The organism is Actinomadura coerulea, from assembly GCF_014208105.1.
Lineage (GTDB): Bacteria > Actinomycetota > Actinomycetes > Streptosporangiales > Streptosporangiaceae > Spirillospora > Spirillospora coerulea.
Window position 1 is genome coordinate 6072607 of the sequence record NZ_JACHMQ010000001.1, and the last position, 17197, is coordinate 6089803.

The following is a 17197-nucleotide window of genomic DNA, read 5'->3' on the forward strand; positions in this document are numbered from 1 at the left end:
CGCAGGTTGTCAGGAGAAGTAGTCCTCGGGCCCGCCCCGGCGGCGGACGTCGAGCGTGGCGCAGTGGAAGCCGCCGCCGAAGGTGTTGACCGTGCGGAACGGGACGGGGATGGGGGTGAACCCCTCCTTCTCCAGCAGCCGCAGCAGCTCGGTCTCCTGCGCCTCGACGAAGATCCGCTCCTGGTCGAGCATGAGGGTGTTCATCGCGATCCACCGGCTGCAGAAGTACATGGTCTGGTCGGCGGGGATGGCGGGCTCGGGGCAGACCAGCACGTCCCAGCCGGCGAACATCTCCGGCAGTTCCGGCACCCGCTCGGGGTTGACCAGCACCCGGCCGGGGCGCAGCGGGACGAACGTGGCGTTCATGTGCATCGGGTGGTCGTCGGCGAACGCGACCTCGTGCACCCGGAACTCGCCGCCGAGCAGCCGCCGCACCCACTCGATGCCGAACCGGTTGGTGACGTGGCTGCGCTGCACGAGGATGTCGCGGCCGAACCGCATGAAGTCGCCCGCGTCCACGATGGGCTCGAACTCGGTGATGACCGACGTGGCGTCCGGGAACGGGTCGGCCGGGGACATGGTCTCCGGCTTGGCCGCGGCGTAGCCGGGATTGAAGGACGCGTCGGTGAGCTGCGGCTTCGGCGCCGCGACCCAGCGCGCGCCGCGCCGGAAGTAGTCCTTGAAGATCGTCCGGAACGGGTGGGTGGCGAAGTAGTACGACCGCCAGCCCATCGTCGCCTCGACGATCTGGTCGCCCGCGACCAGCGCGATGTCGCGGGGGAAGGTGTGCGACGAGCCGCCGGTGGACGTCCAGTCGGCGGTCCCGAACGGGCGGGACTGGTCGACCGGGTCCGGGCGCCGGACCGTCACGCCCTCGCCCTCCAGGATCGACACGAACCCGTCGAGCTCCTCGCGGGCCGCCTCGACCTGCTCCTCCGGGAAGCCGCCGCCGCCGTTGCGGCGGTAGAAGTCCCACGCCTCGGGCGGGACCGTCGCCTCGATCGCCGGATGCCACGGCGGGACGGCCGCGCCGTCGACGACGCCGACGATCACCTCTTCCAGCGGGTCCCACTCGTTGTACGAGCCGACCGGCGCGGACTGCCCGGCCGCCGGTGCGTTCTCGGTCATCGCGACGTCCTCTCGACGGTTCGAACGGTCACCCGGGCCTCGGGCGAGGCGGCCTTCAGGCCGTGCAGGCGGCCGCGCGGCACCAGCAGCACGTCGCCCGTGCCGAGCCGGTGCGGGTGGTCGGTCGCCCACGCGTACACGTCCGCCTCGCCGCTCGTGACCTCCACGAGCCGGTCGGAGTCGTACACGCCGGTACTGAACGGGCTGTCCGGACGGAGCGTGCTCGTCGCGGCGTCGTCCGCCGCGGAGGTCGCCAGCGCCGCGCCCGCCTCGGTGTGCCGGTCGAGGGCGTCCGCCCAGTCGATCTGCGCCCGGAAGTCGGCGTCGCCGAGGCGGAGCAGGAGCTTGGTGTCCTCGATGCCGCGCACCAGCTCGGGGATGACCAGCTCGCCGTGCGTGCGGGCCAGGCCGAGCAGCAGGTTCTCGTAGGTCATCCGCCCGTGGTGGACGTCGATGTGCGCGTGCTCGTCGCAGTACTTGGCGTCCACGCGGTCGCCGTAGACGGCGCGGAGCATGGCGCCGGTGTCGGCGAACCCCTGGGCGAACAGCCACTCCAGGTAGGTCACCGCGGCCATGTAGCGGAACATGCCGCGGTGGTCCTCGGTGAGCCAGTTGAAGTAGTTCACCCCGACCAGGGAGCTGGTCAGGTAGAAGTTCCAGTAGGCGTGCACGTCGGTGCGCAGCCCGACGCTGGCCAGCATCTCCTTGAAGATCGTGCTGTGCTTGGCGCCGTAGACCCCGTACCCGAACTCGTCGTTGAAGATCTTGAAGAGCTCGGACTGCTCGACGCCGTAGGAGCCGCCGAGGTTGCGCGCCATCGCCGACGCCTCGGTCAGCGCGTCCAGGGCGAGCTGGATCAGGTGCAGCGCCGCGGCCTCCTCCGGCCGCCGGCACTCGGTGATCATCCGCATGGTGCCGGTCACCTCGGCGGCCGGGTCCACCGCCGGGTTGCTCCCGGACGCGTCGGCGGGCGCCCCCGCCCCGCCGACCTCGGCGAGGAAGTACGCCTGGAGCTCCTCCAGCGTCCGCACCGGCGGGACGGTGACGGCGTCGTCCAGGAAGGAGTACGCGTACCGCTCCAGGCCAGGCCGGACGGCGTCGCGCAGCGCCCGCACCTCGTCGCCGTAGAAGACCTCGAAGTCGTCCTTCGCCGAGGCCAGCCCCGCGGGCGGCAGCAGGATCATGTCGCTCTCGTAGGCGTTGCACAGCACCCGGCCGGCGATGAGCTGGCCGCTGCCGAGGAACTCCGCCTCCGTCGCCGGGACGGAGAAGTCCCGGTCGCCGGCGCCCGGCGGGCCGATCGGCCGCCGGAACGGGTTGCCCTCGATGAGCACCTCGGGACCCGGCCGGAAGATGCGCTGCGAGCAGTAGGCGGCGAGGGCGCTCGCCGCGGCCTCCGTCGGCGCCATGCTCGTCGTCACCAGGCCCGGCGCCACCGGACCCGCCGGCACCAGGCCCGCCGCCGATGCGGCGACCGCCTCCGTGACCGTCGTCACGCGACCACCTCCTCGGACTCCACCTCGAAGCGGACGCACTCGCCGTCGTGGGCGGCGACCAGCGACACCGGCAGGTCAGGCTGGACGTGCAGCGGGACGGGCAGGCACTGGATCGCCTGCTTCCAGTGCGAGTCGTGGCCGGGCGCGTTGTCGACCACGATCCCCGGCAGCAGCTCCATCTCGAACCAGAAGGCGATCGCGTGCATCTTCCCCGCGGCCGTCGGCCGGACCGTCAGCTCGGTGCGCTGCGGGCGCGCGTCCGCCGTGTAGAAGTCGAACTCGAACACCGTCACCGGCTCCGACAGCGTCCGGTGCTCGTGGCGGTGCAGGCGGGAGTCGAAGTACTCCAGCGTGGACAGCCGGTTGAAGGGCGCGAGGTCGAACCCGTACAGCTTGCCGACGTGGTTCTTGCGGTGCAGCGGCTCGCTCTCGACGAGCTGAGCGATGATCCGCCCGCGCGACGGCATGATCGTCGCGTCCGGGGTGAGGAGGTGCTCGCGGGCGTGCGCGATCGTGCCGAGGATGCCCTCGCCGAGCAGCCCGCAGTCGACGATCTCGGTGACCAGCAGGCCGGCGCGCCTCGGCAGGTCCCCGGGCACGGTCATGCGGGTCGACATCTTCGACACGACGCCGACCGCGTCGTCGTACCCGGCCACCCGGACCACCCGCGCCGCCGTCTCGGCGACGGACGCCTGGCCCTCGCAGGCCACGACCTCCCGCGCCCCGGCGCGCGCCGCCATCATCGCCAGCAGGCCCGAACCGGCGCCGATGTCGAGGACCAGCGAGTCCGGCGCGGCCGCCACCGCCTGCCGGATCGCCCGGTCGTACAGCTCGGCGCGCTCCTCGTCGTGCAGCATCTCCCAGTGCCAGCGGGGGACGGAGCACCGGACGGCCCGGTTCCGGCCGATCAGGGCCTCCTGGTTGTCGGCGTCCACGCCGAGGATCAGTTCGAAGGCCCTGGCGGCGTCCTCGTAGCGGCCCTGGTGGTGCAGGTCGCGCCCCCACCTGAGGAACTCGCCGAGCTCCATTCCGTCGCGGATCTCCGTGACCGCGCCCTGCGGCTGTGCGCTGTTCATCGGCTCTCGGCCCCTTCGTCGTGGGTCGGGTCGGGCGGCAGGTTGGCGAGGATCTCCTTGTGGATGACCGAGACGGGGACACCGGTTTCCGGGAGGACGACGACGGCCTCGTCCCCGCTGCGCACCATCGGCAGGCAGGAGCGCTTCACGGCGGAGACGCCGACCTTCGTGCCGTGCCAGGGGCAGCTGAGCCGCCGCCCGTCCGGGGTGCGGCGGGCCAGGCTGAGCGGGCCGCCGCGGTGCGGGCAGTGGTCGCGGACGAGTACCGACCGCTCGCCCTCGTGCAGGACGAAATAGCGGTCGTGTCCGATCATCACGGTGTTGTGCCGACTCAGATCCATCACGATGACGCGGGCCATCGGCTCCTCTTGTCTTTCGGGCGCTTCCGGTGACGGGCGGGGGCGGCACTGGGCATCGCGCGGTCAGGCGGGGCGGGAGAGACGGGAGTCTCGGTGGGAGCGTCGCGGGCGGCGGGAGTCTCAGGCGGGGGAGACGGCGTGGAGCAGGCAGGCGGCCTCCGGCGTGGCGGGCCGGACCCCGTAGAGGCGGCCGCCGGGGATCAGCACGGCCTCGCCGCGCGTCAGCCGCTCGGGCGGTCCGGTCGGGGTCGTGACGAGGTCGGCCTCGCCGCGCTCGACCTCCAGGACGACGTCGCCGTCATGGCTGCGCGTCCCGAACGGGCCGTCGGCCGTCAGCGCGACGCGCAGCGGCGGTTCGGACCCGGTCCGCGCCGAGCCGGCGAGCTCCCGGTGCCGGGGGAGGTCGTCCGCCCAGCGGATCTGCGCGGCGGTGTCGTCCTCGAACCAGCCGCCGACCAGCCGCGCCTCGGCGATGCCGCGCAGCAGCTCGGGGACGACCCTCGGGCCGTGCCGCCCCGCCAGGGCCAGCAGCACCTGGTCGCGGGTGATGCGCCCGTGGTGCTCGTCGATGTGCGCGTGCTCGTCGCAGTAATGCAGATCGACGGTGTCGCCGAATATGCCGCGGAACACTTTGATCATTTCTACGAAGGCGGGGGCGAATACCGCTTCCGCATAGGTGACCGCACCCGCGTAGCGGAAGAATTTCGCATGGTCGCGGGACAGGTAGTAATAGTAGTTGTTCGTCGCCAGCGGGCCGGCCAGGTAGAAGTTCCAGTACGCGTGCACATGGGTCGCCATCGCGCGGCTGCGCAGCATTTTGGCGAAGATCGTGGTGTGCTTGGCGTCGTAGACCCCGTAGCCGAACTCGTCGATGAAGATCTTGAACAGGGCGGACTGCTCGGGGCCGTAGGCGCCGGCGAGGTTGCGCGACATCGCGGATGCCTCGGTGAGCCCGTCCAGGGCGAGTTGCACCAGGTACAGGTCGGCGGCGCTCTTGCGGTCGCGGGCGTTGGCGATGGCGGTGAGCGCGGGCGACGGCCCGGCGGCGGCCTCCTCCACGACGTGCTGGAAGTAGGCCTCCAGGACCTCGGGCGTGGCGGCGCCGCTGACGTCCACCGCCTCGTCCAGGCAGCCGAACGCGAAACGTTCCAGTTCCGAGACGGAGCCTTCCCGGAGTTCCTTGAGGTCACGGCCGTAGAAGAGGTCGAAGTCCTCGTAGAGGCCGTCGAGCCCCTGCTCGGGGAGCAGCACTGTCTCGGCCTCGTAGAAGGTGCCGAGCAGCCGGTGCGCGGCGAGGGAGCGGTGGGCCGCCCATTCGCCGGGCCCCGGGGGGCTGTCGAAGTCGGACTCGGCCAGCGAGCCGGGTACGAGCATGCGGCGGTAGGGGTTGCGGCCGTGGACGACCTGGGCGTCGCCGCGGAACAGGGGGTGGCCGGCGAACGCCAGGACCCGCTTTCCGAGGGTGCCGCCGGCGCGTGTGGCGGCAGGGGCTGCCTGCGGTTGGACTGTCATTTACTTGTACCGTTCACCTGACTACTCAAGGGTCGGGTGTAGCTGAAGGCGTGCGCGGCCGATTGTGTCGGCCTTGGTCACTGAGAACGGCTTGCATTTGTTGATGGGATGAACAAATGTTGCGGAGTGGAAGTGATCTATCACAAGCAGTAAGAGGCCACTTCCGCCCGGCTGCCGGGCAGATTAACAAAGGGCCCGGCCGGTGATCAACGATTGAGCTGGAACTTTGTGCCGGCGTCCGGATCTCCCGGCCGTGCGCCGGACATTTCGGTCGGGCCCTAAAAGATCTTGCGGGCGTTCGGGCCGATCGGGATCCCCGCCCGCTCCGCGGGCCCTGACAGGCGTGCTGACCTCGCCGCACCTCGCGGTCACCGCGACGGCGGGCCGGTCGCCGGCGAGGTCCGACTCGCCCCTGACATCGGTGACTTCCGCGGGTCAGGAAACGTGGAGGAAAAACCGGCCAGTGACCGTAATCGGACGCCCGTCCGGCGTCCGCCGCGCCCGTCCCGATGCGCGGCGGTGTGTCAGGGGGTGGTGGGGGTGCGGAAGGTGCGGCGGTAAGCGGACGGGGAGGTGTGCATCCTCCGGGTGAAGTGGTGGCGGAACGTCGCCGGGCTCTCGAAGCCGACCGCGGCGCCGACCTCCTCGATCGGCGCGCCGCCCTGCTCCAGCAGCGGCAGCGCGGCCAGGACCCGCTGGCCCACCACCCAGCGCAGCGGGCTGGTCCCGGTCCGCCGCTGGAAGCGCCGCAGGAACGTGCGGGGCGCGAGGCAGGCCTCCCGCGCCATGCGGGCCACCGTGATCGGCTCGGCGAGGTTGTCGAGCGCCCACGCCATGGCCCGCGCGACCGGGTCGTCCTCCCCCGGCGGGACCACCGCCGCCTCCACGAACTGCGCCTGCCCGCCGTCCCGGTGCGGCGGGACGACCAGCCGCCGCGCCACCGCGTTGGCGACCCGGGCGCCGTGGTCCTTGCGGACCAGGTGCAGGCACATGTCGAGGCCCGCCGCGCTGCCCGCCCCGGTGAGCACGTCGTCGCCGTCCACGTAGAGGACGTCGGGCGTCACCCGGACGTCCGGGTAGCGCCGGCGCAGCAGGTCGGCGTACCGCCAGTGCGTGGTGGCCTCCCGCCCGTCCAGGAGCCCGGCGGCGGCCAGGGCGAACGCGCCCGAGCAGATGGACGCCACGCGAGCGCCCCGCGCGTGCGCCTCCCGGAGCGCGGCGACGGCCTCGGGCGGCGGGTCCCGGCGGACGTCGGGGACGGCGACGACCAGCACGGTGTCCGCCGAAGCGAACGCGTCCAGCCCGTGCTCGGCCGTCATCGTGAAACCGCCCACCGCCCGCATCGGGCCGCGCTCCAGCGAGCAGACGCGCAGGTCGTACCAGGGGACGTCCAGTTCGGGCCGGGGCAGCCCGAAAACCTCGACGACCGTGCCGAGCTCGAACGGCGCCATGCCGTCGAAGACCAGCACCGACACCGTGTGCGGGCGGGACGGGGCGGCGACGTGCATGGCGAGATCTTAGCGATACGCGGCATTCACGCCACTTCCGGACATGCCTCGGGTCACCCAGGATCGAGATGCCCGCGAGAGACTTCTCACGTTCCCAGGAGCCCGCACATGAACGCAGCCGACCGGGTGCCCGCCGCCACCGCCGAGGAGGCGCTCCGGCACTTCGCCGCCCGCCTGTCCTTCGAGACGGACGTGTCCGACGTGGCCGCCCGACTCGCCGAAGAGACGCCCGGCATCGTGGTCGTCGACACCCGCAGCGCCGAGAGCTGGGCGCAGGGCCACGTCCGGGGCGCCGTCCACCTGCCCACCGCCGAGATCGCCGAACGCGCCGCAGCGCTCGTCCCGGAGGGCGCCGCCGTGGTCGTCTACTGCTGGGGGCCGGGCTGCAACGGCGCCCAGAAGGCGGCGCTGGAGTTCGCGAAGCTCGGCCGTCCCGTCAAGGAGATGCTCGGCGGGTTCGAGTACTGGGCCAGGGAGGGCTACCCCGTGGAGGCCGGTGGCGGCGCCGTCACGCGGCGTTCCCCGGACCCGCTCACCGCCCCCGTCAACGGTGTTTCCTGTGCTTGTTGAGCGTGAGGTGGCGCATGTTCCTTCGGAGACGGGGCATAAGGTCGTCCCCCGACGACGTTAGACTCTAGGAATCACTCTTCGGCGCCGACGACGGCGCCAGGCTCGTCCTTGCAGGCCACACCCACCGCGGTGCCTCCCGAGACGTGCCCCCCTCTCGGAAGGTAATGCGTGACCACAGCTGCCGCTGAACAGAACCCCACCATGCCCGCCATCGCGGACGAGGAGAGGGTTCCCACCTTCGCCGAGCTCGGCCTCCCGCCGGTTCTGGTGAGCGCCCTGGTCCGCCAGGGCATCGAGGCGCCGTTCCCCATCCAGGCCGCCGCGATCCCCGACGTCATGACGGGACGCGACGTCCTCGGCCGCGGTAAGACCGGCTCCGGCAAGACCCTGGCGTTCGGGCTGCCGCTCCTGGCCCGCCTCGCCGGCCGCAAGGCCGCCCCGAAGCGCCCCCTGGCGCTGATCCTCGTCCCGACCCGCGAGCTCGCCCAGCAGGTCCAGACCAACCTGGAGCCGCTCGGCCGCGGACTCGGCCTGCGCTTCAAGACCGTCATCGGCCAGACCTCGATGTTCAAGCAGATCGACGCGCTGCGCCGCGGCGTCGAGGTGCTCGTGGCCACCCCGGGCCGGCTCAAGGACCTGATGCGCCAGGGCGCCTGCGACCTGTCCGACGTCGAGATCGCCGTGCTCGACGAGGCCGACCACATGGCCGACATGGGCTTCCTGCCCGACGTCACCGACATCCTGGACGCCGCCAAGCCCGGCGGGCAGCGGCTGCTGTTCTCCGCCACCCTCGACAAGGACGTCGACGTCCTGGTCCGGCGTTACCTGAACGAGCCGGTCACGCACGCGATCGGCCCGGTGGACGAGTCCGTCGCCACCATGGACCACCACCTGCTGCTCGTGGCGCCCAAGGAGAAGAGCGCCGTCACCGCCGAGATCGCCAACCGCGAAGGCCGGACGATCCTGTTCGCCCGCACCAAGCACGGCGTCGACCGGCTCGCCAAGCAGCTCACCCAGGCCGGTGTCCGCGCGGCGGGCCTGCACGGCGGCAAGAGCCAGGGCCTGCGCACCCGCACCCTCGCCGAGTTCCGCGAGGGCACCATCAGCGTGCTGGTCGCCACCGACGTCGCCGCCCGCGGCATCCACGTCGACGACGTGTCCCTGGTGATGCACGTCGACCCGCCCGCCGACCACAAGGACTACATGCACCGCGCCGGGCGCACCGCCCGCGCCGGCGAGCGCGGCACCGTCGTCACGCTCGTCCTGCCGCACCAGGTGCGCTCCACGTCCGCGATGACGCGCCGCGCCGGCATCAACGCGCCCCGGACCCGGGTGTCCACCGGCGACTCCGAGCTGGTCAAGCTGACCGGCGCCCGGCAGCCGTCCGGCATCCCGATCGAGGAGCCGATCATCCCCGAGCGGCCGGCGCGCCGCGAGGGCGGCCGGGGACGGCCGGGCGGCCGCGGCCGGGGCCGCGGCCCGCGCACCTTCGACCGCGAGGGCGGCAACCGCCGGCAGGGCGGCGAGGGCGGGCGCGGCGGCGAGCACCGCTCCTACTCGTCCGGCGAGCGCCGCGGCGGCGGCCCCCGGACCGGCGGCGGCTCCCACGGCAACCGCCGGGGCACCTCCTCCTTCGGGGGCGACCGCCGGACCGCCCGCACCAGCTGATCGACGAGCGAAGAGCCCCGCACGCGCGTGCGGGGCTCTTCGCCTTTCCGGCTCGCGGGCGCCGAGGCGCGGCGGTCAGCCGGCCTCCTCGCTGAGGACGTCCCCGTCGCGGGCGGCGGACTCGGCGCGCAGCCTGTCCTGGAGGATCTGCAGGCCCTCCAGGCCGTCCACCGAGAGGGCCGCGAGCTCGTCCAGGGACATGAGGGGGTCGGTGCGCAGGGGCGGCTGCCAGCCGTTCTCCCCGTCGTGGCTGCGCAGGATCTTCGCCGGGACCCCGCCGATCACCGAGTGGTCGGGGAACTCGCCGCGGACGACGGCGCCGCCGGCCACCGCGACGTTGCGGCCGAGGCGGGTGCCGGGAAGGATGATCGCCCCGGTGCCGATCCAGCAGCCGTCCCCGATCACGACCGGGTTGTTCTCCGGCCACTGCCGCCCGATCGGGGTGTGCAGGTCGCCGTAGGTGTGGTTCTGGTCGGTGATGTAGACGTTCGGGCCGGTGAAGACGTCGTCGCCGATGTCGATCGACTGGTGGCCGACGATGTGGGTGCCGCGGCCGATCGAGCAGCTCGAACCGATCCGGACGATGACGTCCGGCCCGAGGTCGAGGCCGGGCACGAACCCGGCGGAGATGGTGACGTGCGTGCCGACCAGCGTGTGGTCGCCGATCGAGATCCAGGGCTCGCCGTAGATCGCGCCGGTCGGGAAGCCGATGCAGGCGCCCTCGCCCAGGTAGGCGAAGCCGCGGCGGCCCGGCGTGTGCGGGGTGATCTCCCCGTGCCGCTGGATCCATTCCCAGGCGCTGTGCACGGCCGTGTGCACGCCCTGGCGCGCCCGCTGCTTCGCGCGGGCCGCCAGCACCTGCCGCAAGGGGCGTTTCGGCGACATGGCGTTCACCGTACCGGGTGGTAGCAACCCTCGCCCCCACAGGGACGGCGAAGGACCCGGCCGCGTACGGCCGGGCCCCTCACCCGTGCGTTCGACGCGATCGCGGGGCTCAGTGCGGTGAATGCACCTGACCGTCCGCGTCGGCGCCGCTGACCGTCATGGAGTCGGCCGAGGTCGCACTGCCGGAATGCTCACCCGACCCCTTGGCCATGTCGCGGACGGCGCCGCGCCGCGTGGCCACCGCGCCGGCGACCCCGACCGCGGCGACCACCCCCACCATCGCCATGAGGGCGCCGCGCCCGGACTTCGCCGCCGACTTCGGCGGTTCCACCCGTCCCGCGACATCGCTCAGAAACGAGCTCACCCGCGGGGCGAGCCCGGTCTCCACGTACCGGGCCGCATGTCGCAGCCTCGGTGCGCTCCAGCCTCGGGCGACCATCACGCGTTCGTTCGCGATGGGCCCGATCCGCTCGGCCGCGCCGACGGCGCTCTGCCGGCAGGCGTCGGCGCCCTGACGGGCCGCCTGCTGGACGCGGCCGAGCCGGTTGACGACCTCGTCCTGCGGCTTCCGGCGGATATTGATCATTAGGGACACGCTAACCTCCCTGTTTGCGAGGTCCTGTCAGGCAGCCTTCCCTGCGAACGGGAGGTAAACACCGCGACCGTGACGAGCCTTTCACCGAGGGTGACGGATCCGGGCCTGGCCGGACCGCGCACCGGACGTCACAGAACCCATCTCAAGAGGAGGCGGCCAGCGTGGCCAACGAGATCTTCGCGACGCTCAACACGTCGCTGGGCAAGATCGTGATTCAGCTCTACCCGGAGCACGCGCCAGAGACCGTGGCGAACTTCGTCGAGCTGGCGGAGGGCACCCGCACCTGGACCGACCCGCGCACCGGCCAGAAGTCGGACGCGCCGCTCTACAACGGGACGATCTTCCACCGGGTCATCGACGACTTCATGCTCCAGGGCGGCGACCCGCTCGGCACCGGCACCGGCGGCCCCGGCTACCAGTTCAAGGACGAGTTCCACCCTGACCTGAAGTTCGACCGCCCGTACCTGCTCGCGATGGCGAACGCCGGGCCCGGCACCAACGGCTCCCAGTTCTTCATCACGACGAACGTCGCGCACACCCGGCACCTGACCGGCCGGCACACCATCTTCGGCAAGGTCATCGAGGGCACCGACGTCGTCGACCGCATCAGCAAGGTCCCGACCGGCCGGAACGACCGTCCGGAGGACGACGTCGTCATCGAGTCGGTGACGATCGAGCGTCGTTAGACGTTGTCACGGTGAGACCCCGTTGCGGGTGAGCCGCGCACCCCACCGCACGTACGGCCCACGGAGCCACTGATGAGCACAGACCAGAGTCCCGTTCCCGAGACCTCGGTGCCGACCTGCTACCGGCACCCGAGCCGCGAGACGTATGTGCGCTGCACCCGCTGCGACCGCTTCATCTGCCCCGAGTGCATGCGCGACGCGGCGGTGGGGCACCAGTGCGTGGAGTGCGTCGCGGACGGCAACCGGGGGGTCCGCAAGGCGGTTCCCCGGACGGTTCTCGGCGCGCGGGGCGGGGCGGCGGCCGTACCGGTCGTCACCTACACGCTCATCGCCGCGTGCGTCGCGGCGTACCTCGCCGAGCTGGCGTCCTGGCGCGTCGTCTGGGACTTCATGATGCTCGGCCGGGGGGTGCTGCCCGGCGGGCAGGTCGGCGGGGTCGCCGAGGGCGAGTGGTACCGGCTGTTCACCACGATGTTCCTGCACCAGCGCGGCGGATCGTTCGGCATCACCCACATCCTGTTCAACATGTGGGCGCTGTGGGCCGTCGGACCCGCGCTGGAGCAGGTGCTCGGACGATGGCGCTACCTCGCCCTCTACGTGCTGTCGGGGCTCGGCGGCTCGGTCCTGCTGTACCTGGTCGGCTCCCCGCACGACTCGGCGGTCGGCGCGTCCGGGGCCATCTTCGGGCTGTTCGGGGCGTACTTCGTGATCGGCCGCAGGCTCGGCGGGCCGGTCGGCCCCATCGTGGTCCTGCTGGTGATCAACCTGGTGATCACGTTCTCGGTGCCGGGCATCTCCTGGCAGGGCCACGTCGGCGGCCTGGCGGTGGGGGCGGCGCTGGCCTCCGCCTACGCCTACGCGCCGGAGGCGCGGCGCCGGCTGTTCCACATCGGCGCGCCGCTGGCCGTGCTGGCGCTGCTCGCGGCGCTCGTGGTGCTCAGGACGGCCGAGCTGAGCCCGGCCATGTAGCCGTGCGGGGGCCGCCGCGCACGGCTGCACGGGCCGCACGGCTCACGCGCGGCGGCGTCCGCGCTCCGGCGCCTGTGGACATCCGCTGTGGAAAACCTGGGGAAAGGCGCGGTGAGAGATCCTCAACCTGTGGATAACTCGCGGTCAGCGCCAGCGGGTCGACAGCACCACGCCCAGGATGATCGCGGTGAAGCCGATCCCCAGGTTCCAGTTGTGCAGGTCGGTCATGTACGGCACGTCCGTACCGGTGCTGGCCGTCACGTAGAAGACGGCGATCCAGATCAGGCCGATGAGCCACAGAGTGACCATCGTCGGCACGAGCCAGCGCGGGCTGACCTCGGGAGCCTTGGACTTCTGCGGGGGCGTGTAAACGGCCTTCTTGCGCACTTTGGACTTGGCCACGGTGGGATCGATCTCCTCGGGCGTCCGGCGGCCGGAGCGCCGGACCGCGCATGGGTGTTTTGTCGGTTAGCGTAGTCGCTGGTGAGCAGCGTACGGCGTCCAGCGTGGGGAAGCATCATCCCAGTTCTCACGCTCCTTGCGGGAACCTTGTTCGCGGCGAGCGCGAGCACGGCCCGCGGCACGAGCCTGCGCGAACAGGGCCGGACCAGGATCGCCGAGCTCATCACCGCGGAGCAGCGCCGGGGCCGGCAGGATCGCGCCGAGTACCGGCGGCTGCGCCGCCAGGTCGACGGTATCTCCCGGGAGGCCGGACGTCACGACGCCCGGGTGAAAAACGCTCAGGCGGAGGCCGACCGGCTCGCCGCCGAGGCGGGGTTCACCCCCGCCGCCGGCCGCGCCGTGCGGGTCTCGCTGGACGACGCCCCGCCGCCGAAGCCGGGCGAGCTTCCCCGGGGCGTCCGCCCCGACGACCTGGTGGTGCACCAGGGAGACGTCCAGGCCGTCGTCAACGCCCTGTGGGCGGGCGGCGCCCGCGCCATGCAGATCATGGACCAGCGGGTGATCTCGACCAGCGCGGTGCGGTGCGTCGGCAATACGCTGATCCTCCAGGGCGTGGTGTACTCCCCGCCGTTCCGGATCACCGCCGTCGGAGATCCGGCCCGGCTGCGCGCGGCGCTCGGCGCGTCCCGCGAGATCGCGGTCTACCGCGAGTACGCCGGCGCCTACGGGCTCGGCTACGCGGTGCGGACGGTGGAACGCGCCACGCTGCCGGCCTACACCGGCAACGTGACCATGAAGCACGCTACGGTTCCGGCGGAACCGCCCAAGGGCGGCTGAACACCCCGGCAGAGGAGGACGCGGTGCGGACGGTGATCCGTGGCATGGGCGAGCTGTGCATCACCGCCGGGCTGATCGTCATGCTGTTCGTGACCTACGAGCTGTGGGGCACCGGCCAGTACACCAAGGGCGCCCAGGACGAGCTCGGCGACGAGATGCTGAAGAACTGGCGGGCCGCCAAGGTCACCACCGAGCGGGTCAAGCTCGGCAAGGGGCTCGCGGTGATCCGCATCCCCCGGTTCGGCGAGCACTACCGCTTCGTCGTGATCGAGGGCGTGGACCGGGCCGACCTGCGCAAGGGGCCCGGCCACTACCCGGGCAGCGCGCTGCCGGGCCAACTCGGGAACTTCGTGGTCTCCGGGCACCGGACCACCTACTCCGCGCCGTTCAACCGGCTCGGCGAACTCGACCGCGGCGACAGGATCCTCATCGACACCCGGGACGAGCAGTACGTCTACAAGGTCACCGACCGGCGGATCGTGAGGCCGTCGGCGGTGGAGGTGACCGCGCCCGTCCCGTTCCACCCGAAGCGGCGGCCGACCGAGCGGCTCCTCACGCTCACCACCTGCCACCCGAAGTACTCCGCCGCCCAACGAATGGTCGTCTTCGGCGAGCTGGCCGAGGCGCTGCCGCGCGCGGCGTCGGCCCGGGCCGCCGGGACGTAGGAGGCCCCGTGTACGCCTGGATCTGGCGCCGGCTGCCCGGCACCTGGCAGACCAAGACCGCGATCGCGCTCGGCCTGCTCGTCGCGATCGCCGTTCTCCTCTGGTACGTCGCGTTCCCGTGGATCGAACCCAAGGTCCAGTTCGACCACGGCGTCGTGCAGGACCCGGCGCCGTCCGGCTCCGCCACCCCGGGCTGACCGGTGATGCGCGTCCTCGTCGTCGACAACCACGACAGCTTCGTCTACAACATCGTCCAGTACCTGCTGGAACTCGGCGCCGACTGCCTGGTCAGGGACCGTTCTGACGTCGCCGTCCGGGATGCCGCCGGCGTCGACGGCGTCCTGCTCAGCCCCGGCCCCGGCCATCCCGCCGACGCCGGAGTCTGCCTCGACCTCGTGCGGGACGCCGAGCGCCGCGGCACGCCGCTGCTCGGCGTCTGCCTCGGCCACCAGGTGATCGCCCACGTGCACGGCGCGACGGTCGCCCGCGCCCCCGAGATCGTGCACGGCTTCACCAGCGAGATCCACCACGACGGCGCCGGCGTCCTGCGCGGCCTGCCGGACCCGTTCGCCGCGACCCGCTACCACTCGCTCGCCGTCGTGCCCGGGACGGTCCCGCCGGACGTCCTGGAGGTGACCGCCCGCACCGGCGACGGCGTCGTCATGGGCCTGCGCCACCGCGACCGGCCCGTCGAGGGCGTCCAGTTCCACCCCGAGTCGATCCTCTCCACCGCTGGCCATCGACTGCTTCGGAACTGGCTCGACACCTGCGACGACCTGCGGCATCACGGCGCCGGCCGGAGCTAGACCCCCCGGTTTCGCCCAAGTTAGAAAATTTCGGTTGAAATCCGTAACGTCCCCTGGCGTCGTGACGAAGACCATAGCGAAGGGCTTCCGCCATTGCCCCCGAGTGGCGGAGGCCCTTCTCTCATGCCCGGACCGTCCGGACTCGTCCGGGCCCGTGTCGCCGAACGCCCGAGGGCCCCGCCTCCTGCCGGAGACGGGGCCCTCGATCGCGTCTGGTCAGCCCTGGCCGTCGCCCGGGGGGAACCCGGGGAAGCCCGGCGTCGGCGTGCCCGGCGTGCTGGGCGGCGGCGTCTGCGGCTTCTGCGCCACGAAGATCGTCACCGTCTCGCCCGGCGCGACCGTCGCGCCCTCACCCGGCTGCTGGTCGTACACGAAGCCGGGCGCGACCTGCTTGTCGGGCGGCGGCGTGCCCTTCTGCACGCTGCACTTCAGGCCGAGACCCTCCAGCTTGCCGCACGCGGCCCGCTGGCTGTTGTTGAACAGGCTCGGCACCTTCATGCTGGACGGGCCGGTCGACACCGTCACCGTCACCGTCGATTCCTTCTTCGCCTTCGAGCCGCCGGACGGGTCGGTCGAGATCACGTTGCCCCGCGGCACGGTGTCGTTCGAATCGACCCGCTTGTCGACCTCGAACCCGCGGCCCTCCAGGATCTTCTTCGCCGTGGCGTACGGCTTGCCGGTCACGTCCGGGACCTCGATCTCCGTGGGCGGCTTCGGGCCCTTGGAGACCACCAGCGTCACCGTGGCGCCCTTCTGGGCGTCCGTGCCGGGCTGGGGATCGGAGGTGATCACCATGCCCCTGCCCACGTCGTCGCTGAAGTCGGTCCTCGCCTCGCCGACCTTGAAGCCGAGCTTGGTGAGCTGGGCCGTCGCCTCTGTCTGCGAGACGTTGACGATGCTCTTCGGGACCGCGACCTTTTCGTCCCCCTTGTCCCCGTTGCTCATCAGCAGGCCGATGAGCGCGGCCCCGCCGATGAACAGCACCGCGAGCCCCACCCACAGCGCGGCCTTCTTGCCGGCGCCGCCGCGTCCGCCGTCGTCGTCGTAGTGGACGGGGGGCATGCCGTAGCCGTCGTCCTGCGGCCGCACCTGCGTGCGCGCGGGACCGCCGCCGTAGGCGCCCATCACCTGGGTGCCCTGCGGCTGCTGGCCGCCCATCAGCATCGTGGACGCCGCCGTCGACGACACCGGCTGGCCCTGCAGGACGCGCTGGATCTCCTGCCGGAACTCCGTCGCGTTCTGGTAGCGGTGGTCGGCCTCCTTCGCCATCGCCTTCAGCACGATCGCGTCAGCCCACTGGGGGATCTGCGGGTCCACCTGGGAGGGCGGCACCGGCTCCTCCCGCACGTGCTGGTAGGCGATCGCGACCGGGGAGTCGCCGGTGAACGGCGGCTTGCCGGTGAGCAGTTCGTACAGCACGCAACCGGTCGAGTAGATGTCGCTGCGGGCGTCCACCCGCTCGCCGCGCGCCTGCTCGGGCGACAGGTACTGCGCGGTACCGATCACCTGGGCGGTCTGCGTCATCGTGGACGCCGTGTCGGCCATGGCCCGGGCGATGCCGAAGTCCATGACCTTGACCTCGTGCTGCCGGGTGAGCATCACGTTGGCCGGCTTGATGTCGCGGTGGACGATGCCGCCGCGGTGGCTGTAGTCCAGCGCCCGCAGGATCCCGTCGGTGATCTCCAGGGCCTTGTCCGGCAGCAGCGCGCGGTTCTCCCTGAGCAGGTCGCGCAGCGTGCTCCCGTCCACGTACTCCATGACGATGTACGGGATCGGAGTGTCGCCGATCATGTCCTCGCCGGTGTCGTACACGGCGATGACGGAGGGGTGGTTCAACGACGCGGCGGACTGGGCCTCGCGCCGGAACCGCGCCTGGAACGTGGGGTCACGGGCCAGGTCGGAGCGCAGCGTCTTGACCGCGACGATGCGATCGAGGCGGCGGTCCCGGGCACGGTAGACCTCGGCCATGCCGCCGCGCCCGATCACCGTTTCGAGCTCGTAGCGGCCGCCGAGCAGCCGAGGTTGACTCATATGT

At 71.9% G+C, this 17197-nt stretch carries 18 protein-coding genes; 8 read left to right on the plus strand and 10 right to left on the minus strand.

Annotated features, from left to right (window positions below; translation table 11 throughout):
• Window positions 1-9 precede the first annotated feature (9 nt).
• The 6 genes from BKA00_RS28020 to BKA00_RS28045 all read right to left on the minus strand — a co-directional run bounded on the left by BKA00_RS28020 (window position 10) and on the right by BKA00_RS28045 (window position 7079).
• Entirely contained in the window at window positions 10-1128 is a 1119-nt protein-coding gene (locus tag BKA00_RS28020; protein ID WP_185029869.1) for an amidinotransferase, read from the minus strand.
• Complete coding sequence (locus BKA00_RS40640; protein WP_185029872.1) at window positions 1125-2624, minus strand: iron-containing redox enzyme family protein; 1500 nt, start codon at window positions 2622-2624, stop codon at window positions 1125-1127. Before BKA00_RS40640 ends, BKA00_RS28020 begins: the two co-directional genes overlap by 4 nt.
• The gene (locus BKA00_RS28030; RefSeq protein ID WP_185029874.1) at window positions 2621-3700 is read right to left on the minus strand and encodes a 50S ribosomal protein L11 methyltransferase; all 1080 of its coding nucleotides are present in this window, start codon (window positions 3698-3700) and stop codon (window positions 2621-2623) included. The genes BKA00_RS40640 and BKA00_RS28030 overlap by 4 nt, the downstream gene beginning before the upstream one ends.
• Window positions 3697-4059, minus strand: coding sequence for a Rieske 2Fe-2S domain-containing protein (locus tag BKA00_RS28035; RefSeq protein ID WP_185029886.1), 363 nt, complete (start codon window positions 4057-4059; stop codon window positions 3697-3699). Before BKA00_RS28035 ends, BKA00_RS28030 begins: the two co-directional genes overlap by 4 nt.
• Window positions 4060-4179: 120 nt before the next feature.
• Window positions 4180-5571 carry an iron-containing redox enzyme family protein gene (locus BKA00_RS28040; protein WP_185029889.1) on the minus strand — a complete coding sequence of 464 codons (1392 nt, stop codon included), beginning with the start codon at window positions 5569-5571 and terminating at the stop codon, window positions 4180-4182.
• Between the two features lie 524 nt (window positions 5572-6095).
• Window positions 6096-7079 carry a helix-turn-helix domain-containing protein gene (locus BKA00_RS28045; RefSeq protein WP_185029891.1) on the minus strand — a complete coding sequence of 328 codons (984 nt, stop codon included), beginning with the start codon at window positions 7077-7079 and terminating at the stop codon, window positions 6096-6098.
• A gap of 108 nt (window positions 7080-7187) precedes the next feature.
• Between BKA00_RS28045 and BKA00_RS28050 the strand changes: the two genes are divergently transcribed.
• Together BKA00_RS28050 and BKA00_RS28055 are read left to right on the plus strand one after the other, a co-directional pair.
• The gene (locus tag BKA00_RS28050) at window positions 7188-7649 is read left to right on the plus strand and encodes a rhodanese-like domain-containing protein (protein ID WP_185029893.1); all 462 of its coding nucleotides are present in this window, start codon (window positions 7188-7190) and stop codon (window positions 7647-7649) included.
• A 201-nt stretch (window positions 7650-7850) separates the two neighbouring features.
• Window positions 7851-9317: a DEAD/DEAH box helicase gene (locus BKA00_RS28055; protein WP_185029895.1), complete on the plus strand. Its 1467-nt coding sequence runs from the start codon at window positions 7851-7853 to the stop codon at window positions 9315-9317.
• Between the two features lie 75 nt (window positions 9318-9392).
• Here the strand turns inward: BKA00_RS28055 and BKA00_RS28060 are convergent, their stop codons facing one another.
• Entirely contained in the window at window positions 9393-10202 is an 810-nt protein-coding gene (locus BKA00_RS28060) for an acyltransferase (RefSeq protein ID WP_185029897.1), read from the minus strand.
• Between the two features lie 109 nt (window positions 10203-10311).
• Window positions 10312-10788, minus strand: coding sequence for a hypothetical protein (locus tag BKA00_RS28065; RefSeq protein ID WP_185029899.1), 477 nt, complete (start codon window positions 10786-10788; stop codon window positions 10312-10314).
• Window positions 10789-10958: 170 nt separating this feature from the next.
• Between BKA00_RS28065 and BKA00_RS28070 the strand changes: the two genes are divergently transcribed.
• Window positions 10959-11483 (plus strand): peptidylprolyl isomerase, encoded by a 525-nt coding sequence (locus BKA00_RS28070; RefSeq protein WP_185029901.1) that lies wholly within the window; start codon window positions 10959-10961, stop codon window positions 11481-11483.
• Window positions 11484-11555: 72 nt separating this feature from the next.
• Complete coding sequence (locus BKA00_RS28075; RefSeq protein WP_185029903.1) at window positions 11556-12452, plus strand: rhomboid family intramembrane serine protease; 897 nt, start codon at window positions 11556-11558, stop codon at window positions 12450-12452.
• A gap of 144 nt (window positions 12453-12596) precedes the next feature.
• Here the strand turns inward: BKA00_RS28075 and BKA00_RS28080 are convergent, their stop codons facing one another.
• Complete coding sequence (locus BKA00_RS28080; protein ID WP_185029905.1) at window positions 12597-12854, minus strand: cell division protein CrgA; 258 nt, start codon at window positions 12852-12854, stop codon at window positions 12597-12599.
• Window positions 12855-13001: 147 nt separating this feature from the next.
• Between BKA00_RS28080 and BKA00_RS28085 the strand changes: the two genes are divergently transcribed.
• From BKA00_RS28085 to BKA00_RS28100, 4 genes are read left to right on the plus strand one after another with little or no spacing between them, the layout of a single operon-like run.
• Entirely contained in the window at window positions 13002-13691 is a 690-nt protein-coding gene (locus tag BKA00_RS28085) for a DUF881 domain-containing protein (protein ID WP_244993807.1), read from the plus strand.
• Window positions 13692-13714: 23 nt separating this feature from the next.
• Window positions 13715-14356: a class E sortase gene (locus tag BKA00_RS28090; RefSeq protein ID WP_230298613.1), complete on the plus strand. Its 642-nt coding sequence runs from the start codon at window positions 13715-13717 to the stop codon at window positions 14354-14356.
• Between the two features lie 8 nt (window positions 14357-14364).
• Window positions 14365-14553 (plus strand): hypothetical protein, encoded by a 189-nt coding sequence (locus BKA00_RS28095; protein WP_185029909.1) that lies wholly within the window; start codon window positions 14365-14367, stop codon window positions 14551-14553.
• A 6-nt stretch (window positions 14554-14559) separates the two neighbouring features.
• Window positions 14560-15162 (plus strand): anthranilate synthase component II, encoded by a 603-nt coding sequence (locus BKA00_RS28100; protein WP_185029911.1) that lies wholly within the window; start codon window positions 14560-14562, stop codon window positions 15160-15162.
• Between the two features lie 216 nt (window positions 15163-15378).
• Here the strand turns inward: BKA00_RS28100 and pknB are convergent, their stop codons facing one another.
• Entirely contained in the window at window positions 15379-17193 is a 1815-nt protein-coding gene (gene pknB / locus BKA00_RS28105) for a Stk1 family PASTA domain-containing Ser/Thr kinase (protein ID WP_185029912.1), read from the minus strand.
• Window positions 17194-17197 lie beyond the last annotated feature (4 nt).

Excerpts from the sequence above, each read along its gene's own strand:
- BKA00_RS28020 (WP_185029869.1), bottom strand. The coding sequence starts at position 1,128 with ATGACCGAGAACGCACCGGCGGCCGGGCAGTCCGCGCCGGTCGGCTCG.
- BKA00_RS28030 (WP_185029874.1), bottom strand. The coding sequence starts at position 3,700 with ATGAACAGCGCACAGCCGCAGGGCGCGGTCACGGAGATCCGCGACGGA.
- BKA00_RS28035 (WP_185029886.1), bottom strand. The coding sequence starts at position 4,059 with ATGGCCCGCGTCATCGTGATGGATCTGAGTCGGCACAACACCGTGATG.
- BKA00_RS28040 (WP_185029889.1), bottom strand. The coding sequence starts at position 5,571 with ATGACAGTCCAACCGCAGGCAGCCCCTGCCGCCACACGCGCCGGCGGC.
- BKA00_RS28045 (WP_185029891.1), bottom strand. The coding sequence starts at position 7,079 with ATGCACGTCGCCGCCCCGTCCCGCCCGCACACGGTGTCGGTGCTGGTC.
- BKA00_RS28050 (WP_185029893.1), top strand. The coding sequence starts at position 7,188 with ATGAACGCAGCCGACCGGGTGCCCGCCGCCACCGCCGAGGAGGCGCTC.
- BKA00_RS28055 (WP_185029895.1), top strand. The coding sequence starts at position 7,851 with ATGCCCGCCATCGCGGACGAGGAGAGGGTTCCCACCTTCGCCGAGCTC.
- BKA00_RS28060 (WP_185029897.1), bottom strand. The coding sequence starts at position 10,202 with ATGTCGCCGAAACGCCCCTTGCGGCAGGTGCTGGCGGCCCGCGCGAAG.
- BKA00_RS28065 (WP_185029899.1), bottom strand. The coding sequence starts at position 10,788 with ATGATCAATATCCGCCGGAAGCCGCAGGACGAGGTCGTCAACCGGCTC.
- BKA00_RS28075 (WP_185029903.1), top strand. The coding sequence starts at position 11,556 with ATGAGCACAGACCAGAGTCCCGTTCCCGAGACCTCGGTGCCGACCTGC.
- BKA00_RS28100 (WP_185029911.1), top strand. The coding sequence starts at position 14,560 with ATGCGCGTCCTCGTCGTCGACAACCACGACAGCTTCGTCTACAACATC.
- pknB (WP_185029912.1), bottom strand. The coding sequence starts at position 17,193 with ATGAGTCAACCTCGGCTGCTCGGCGGCCGCTACGAGCTCGAAACGGTG.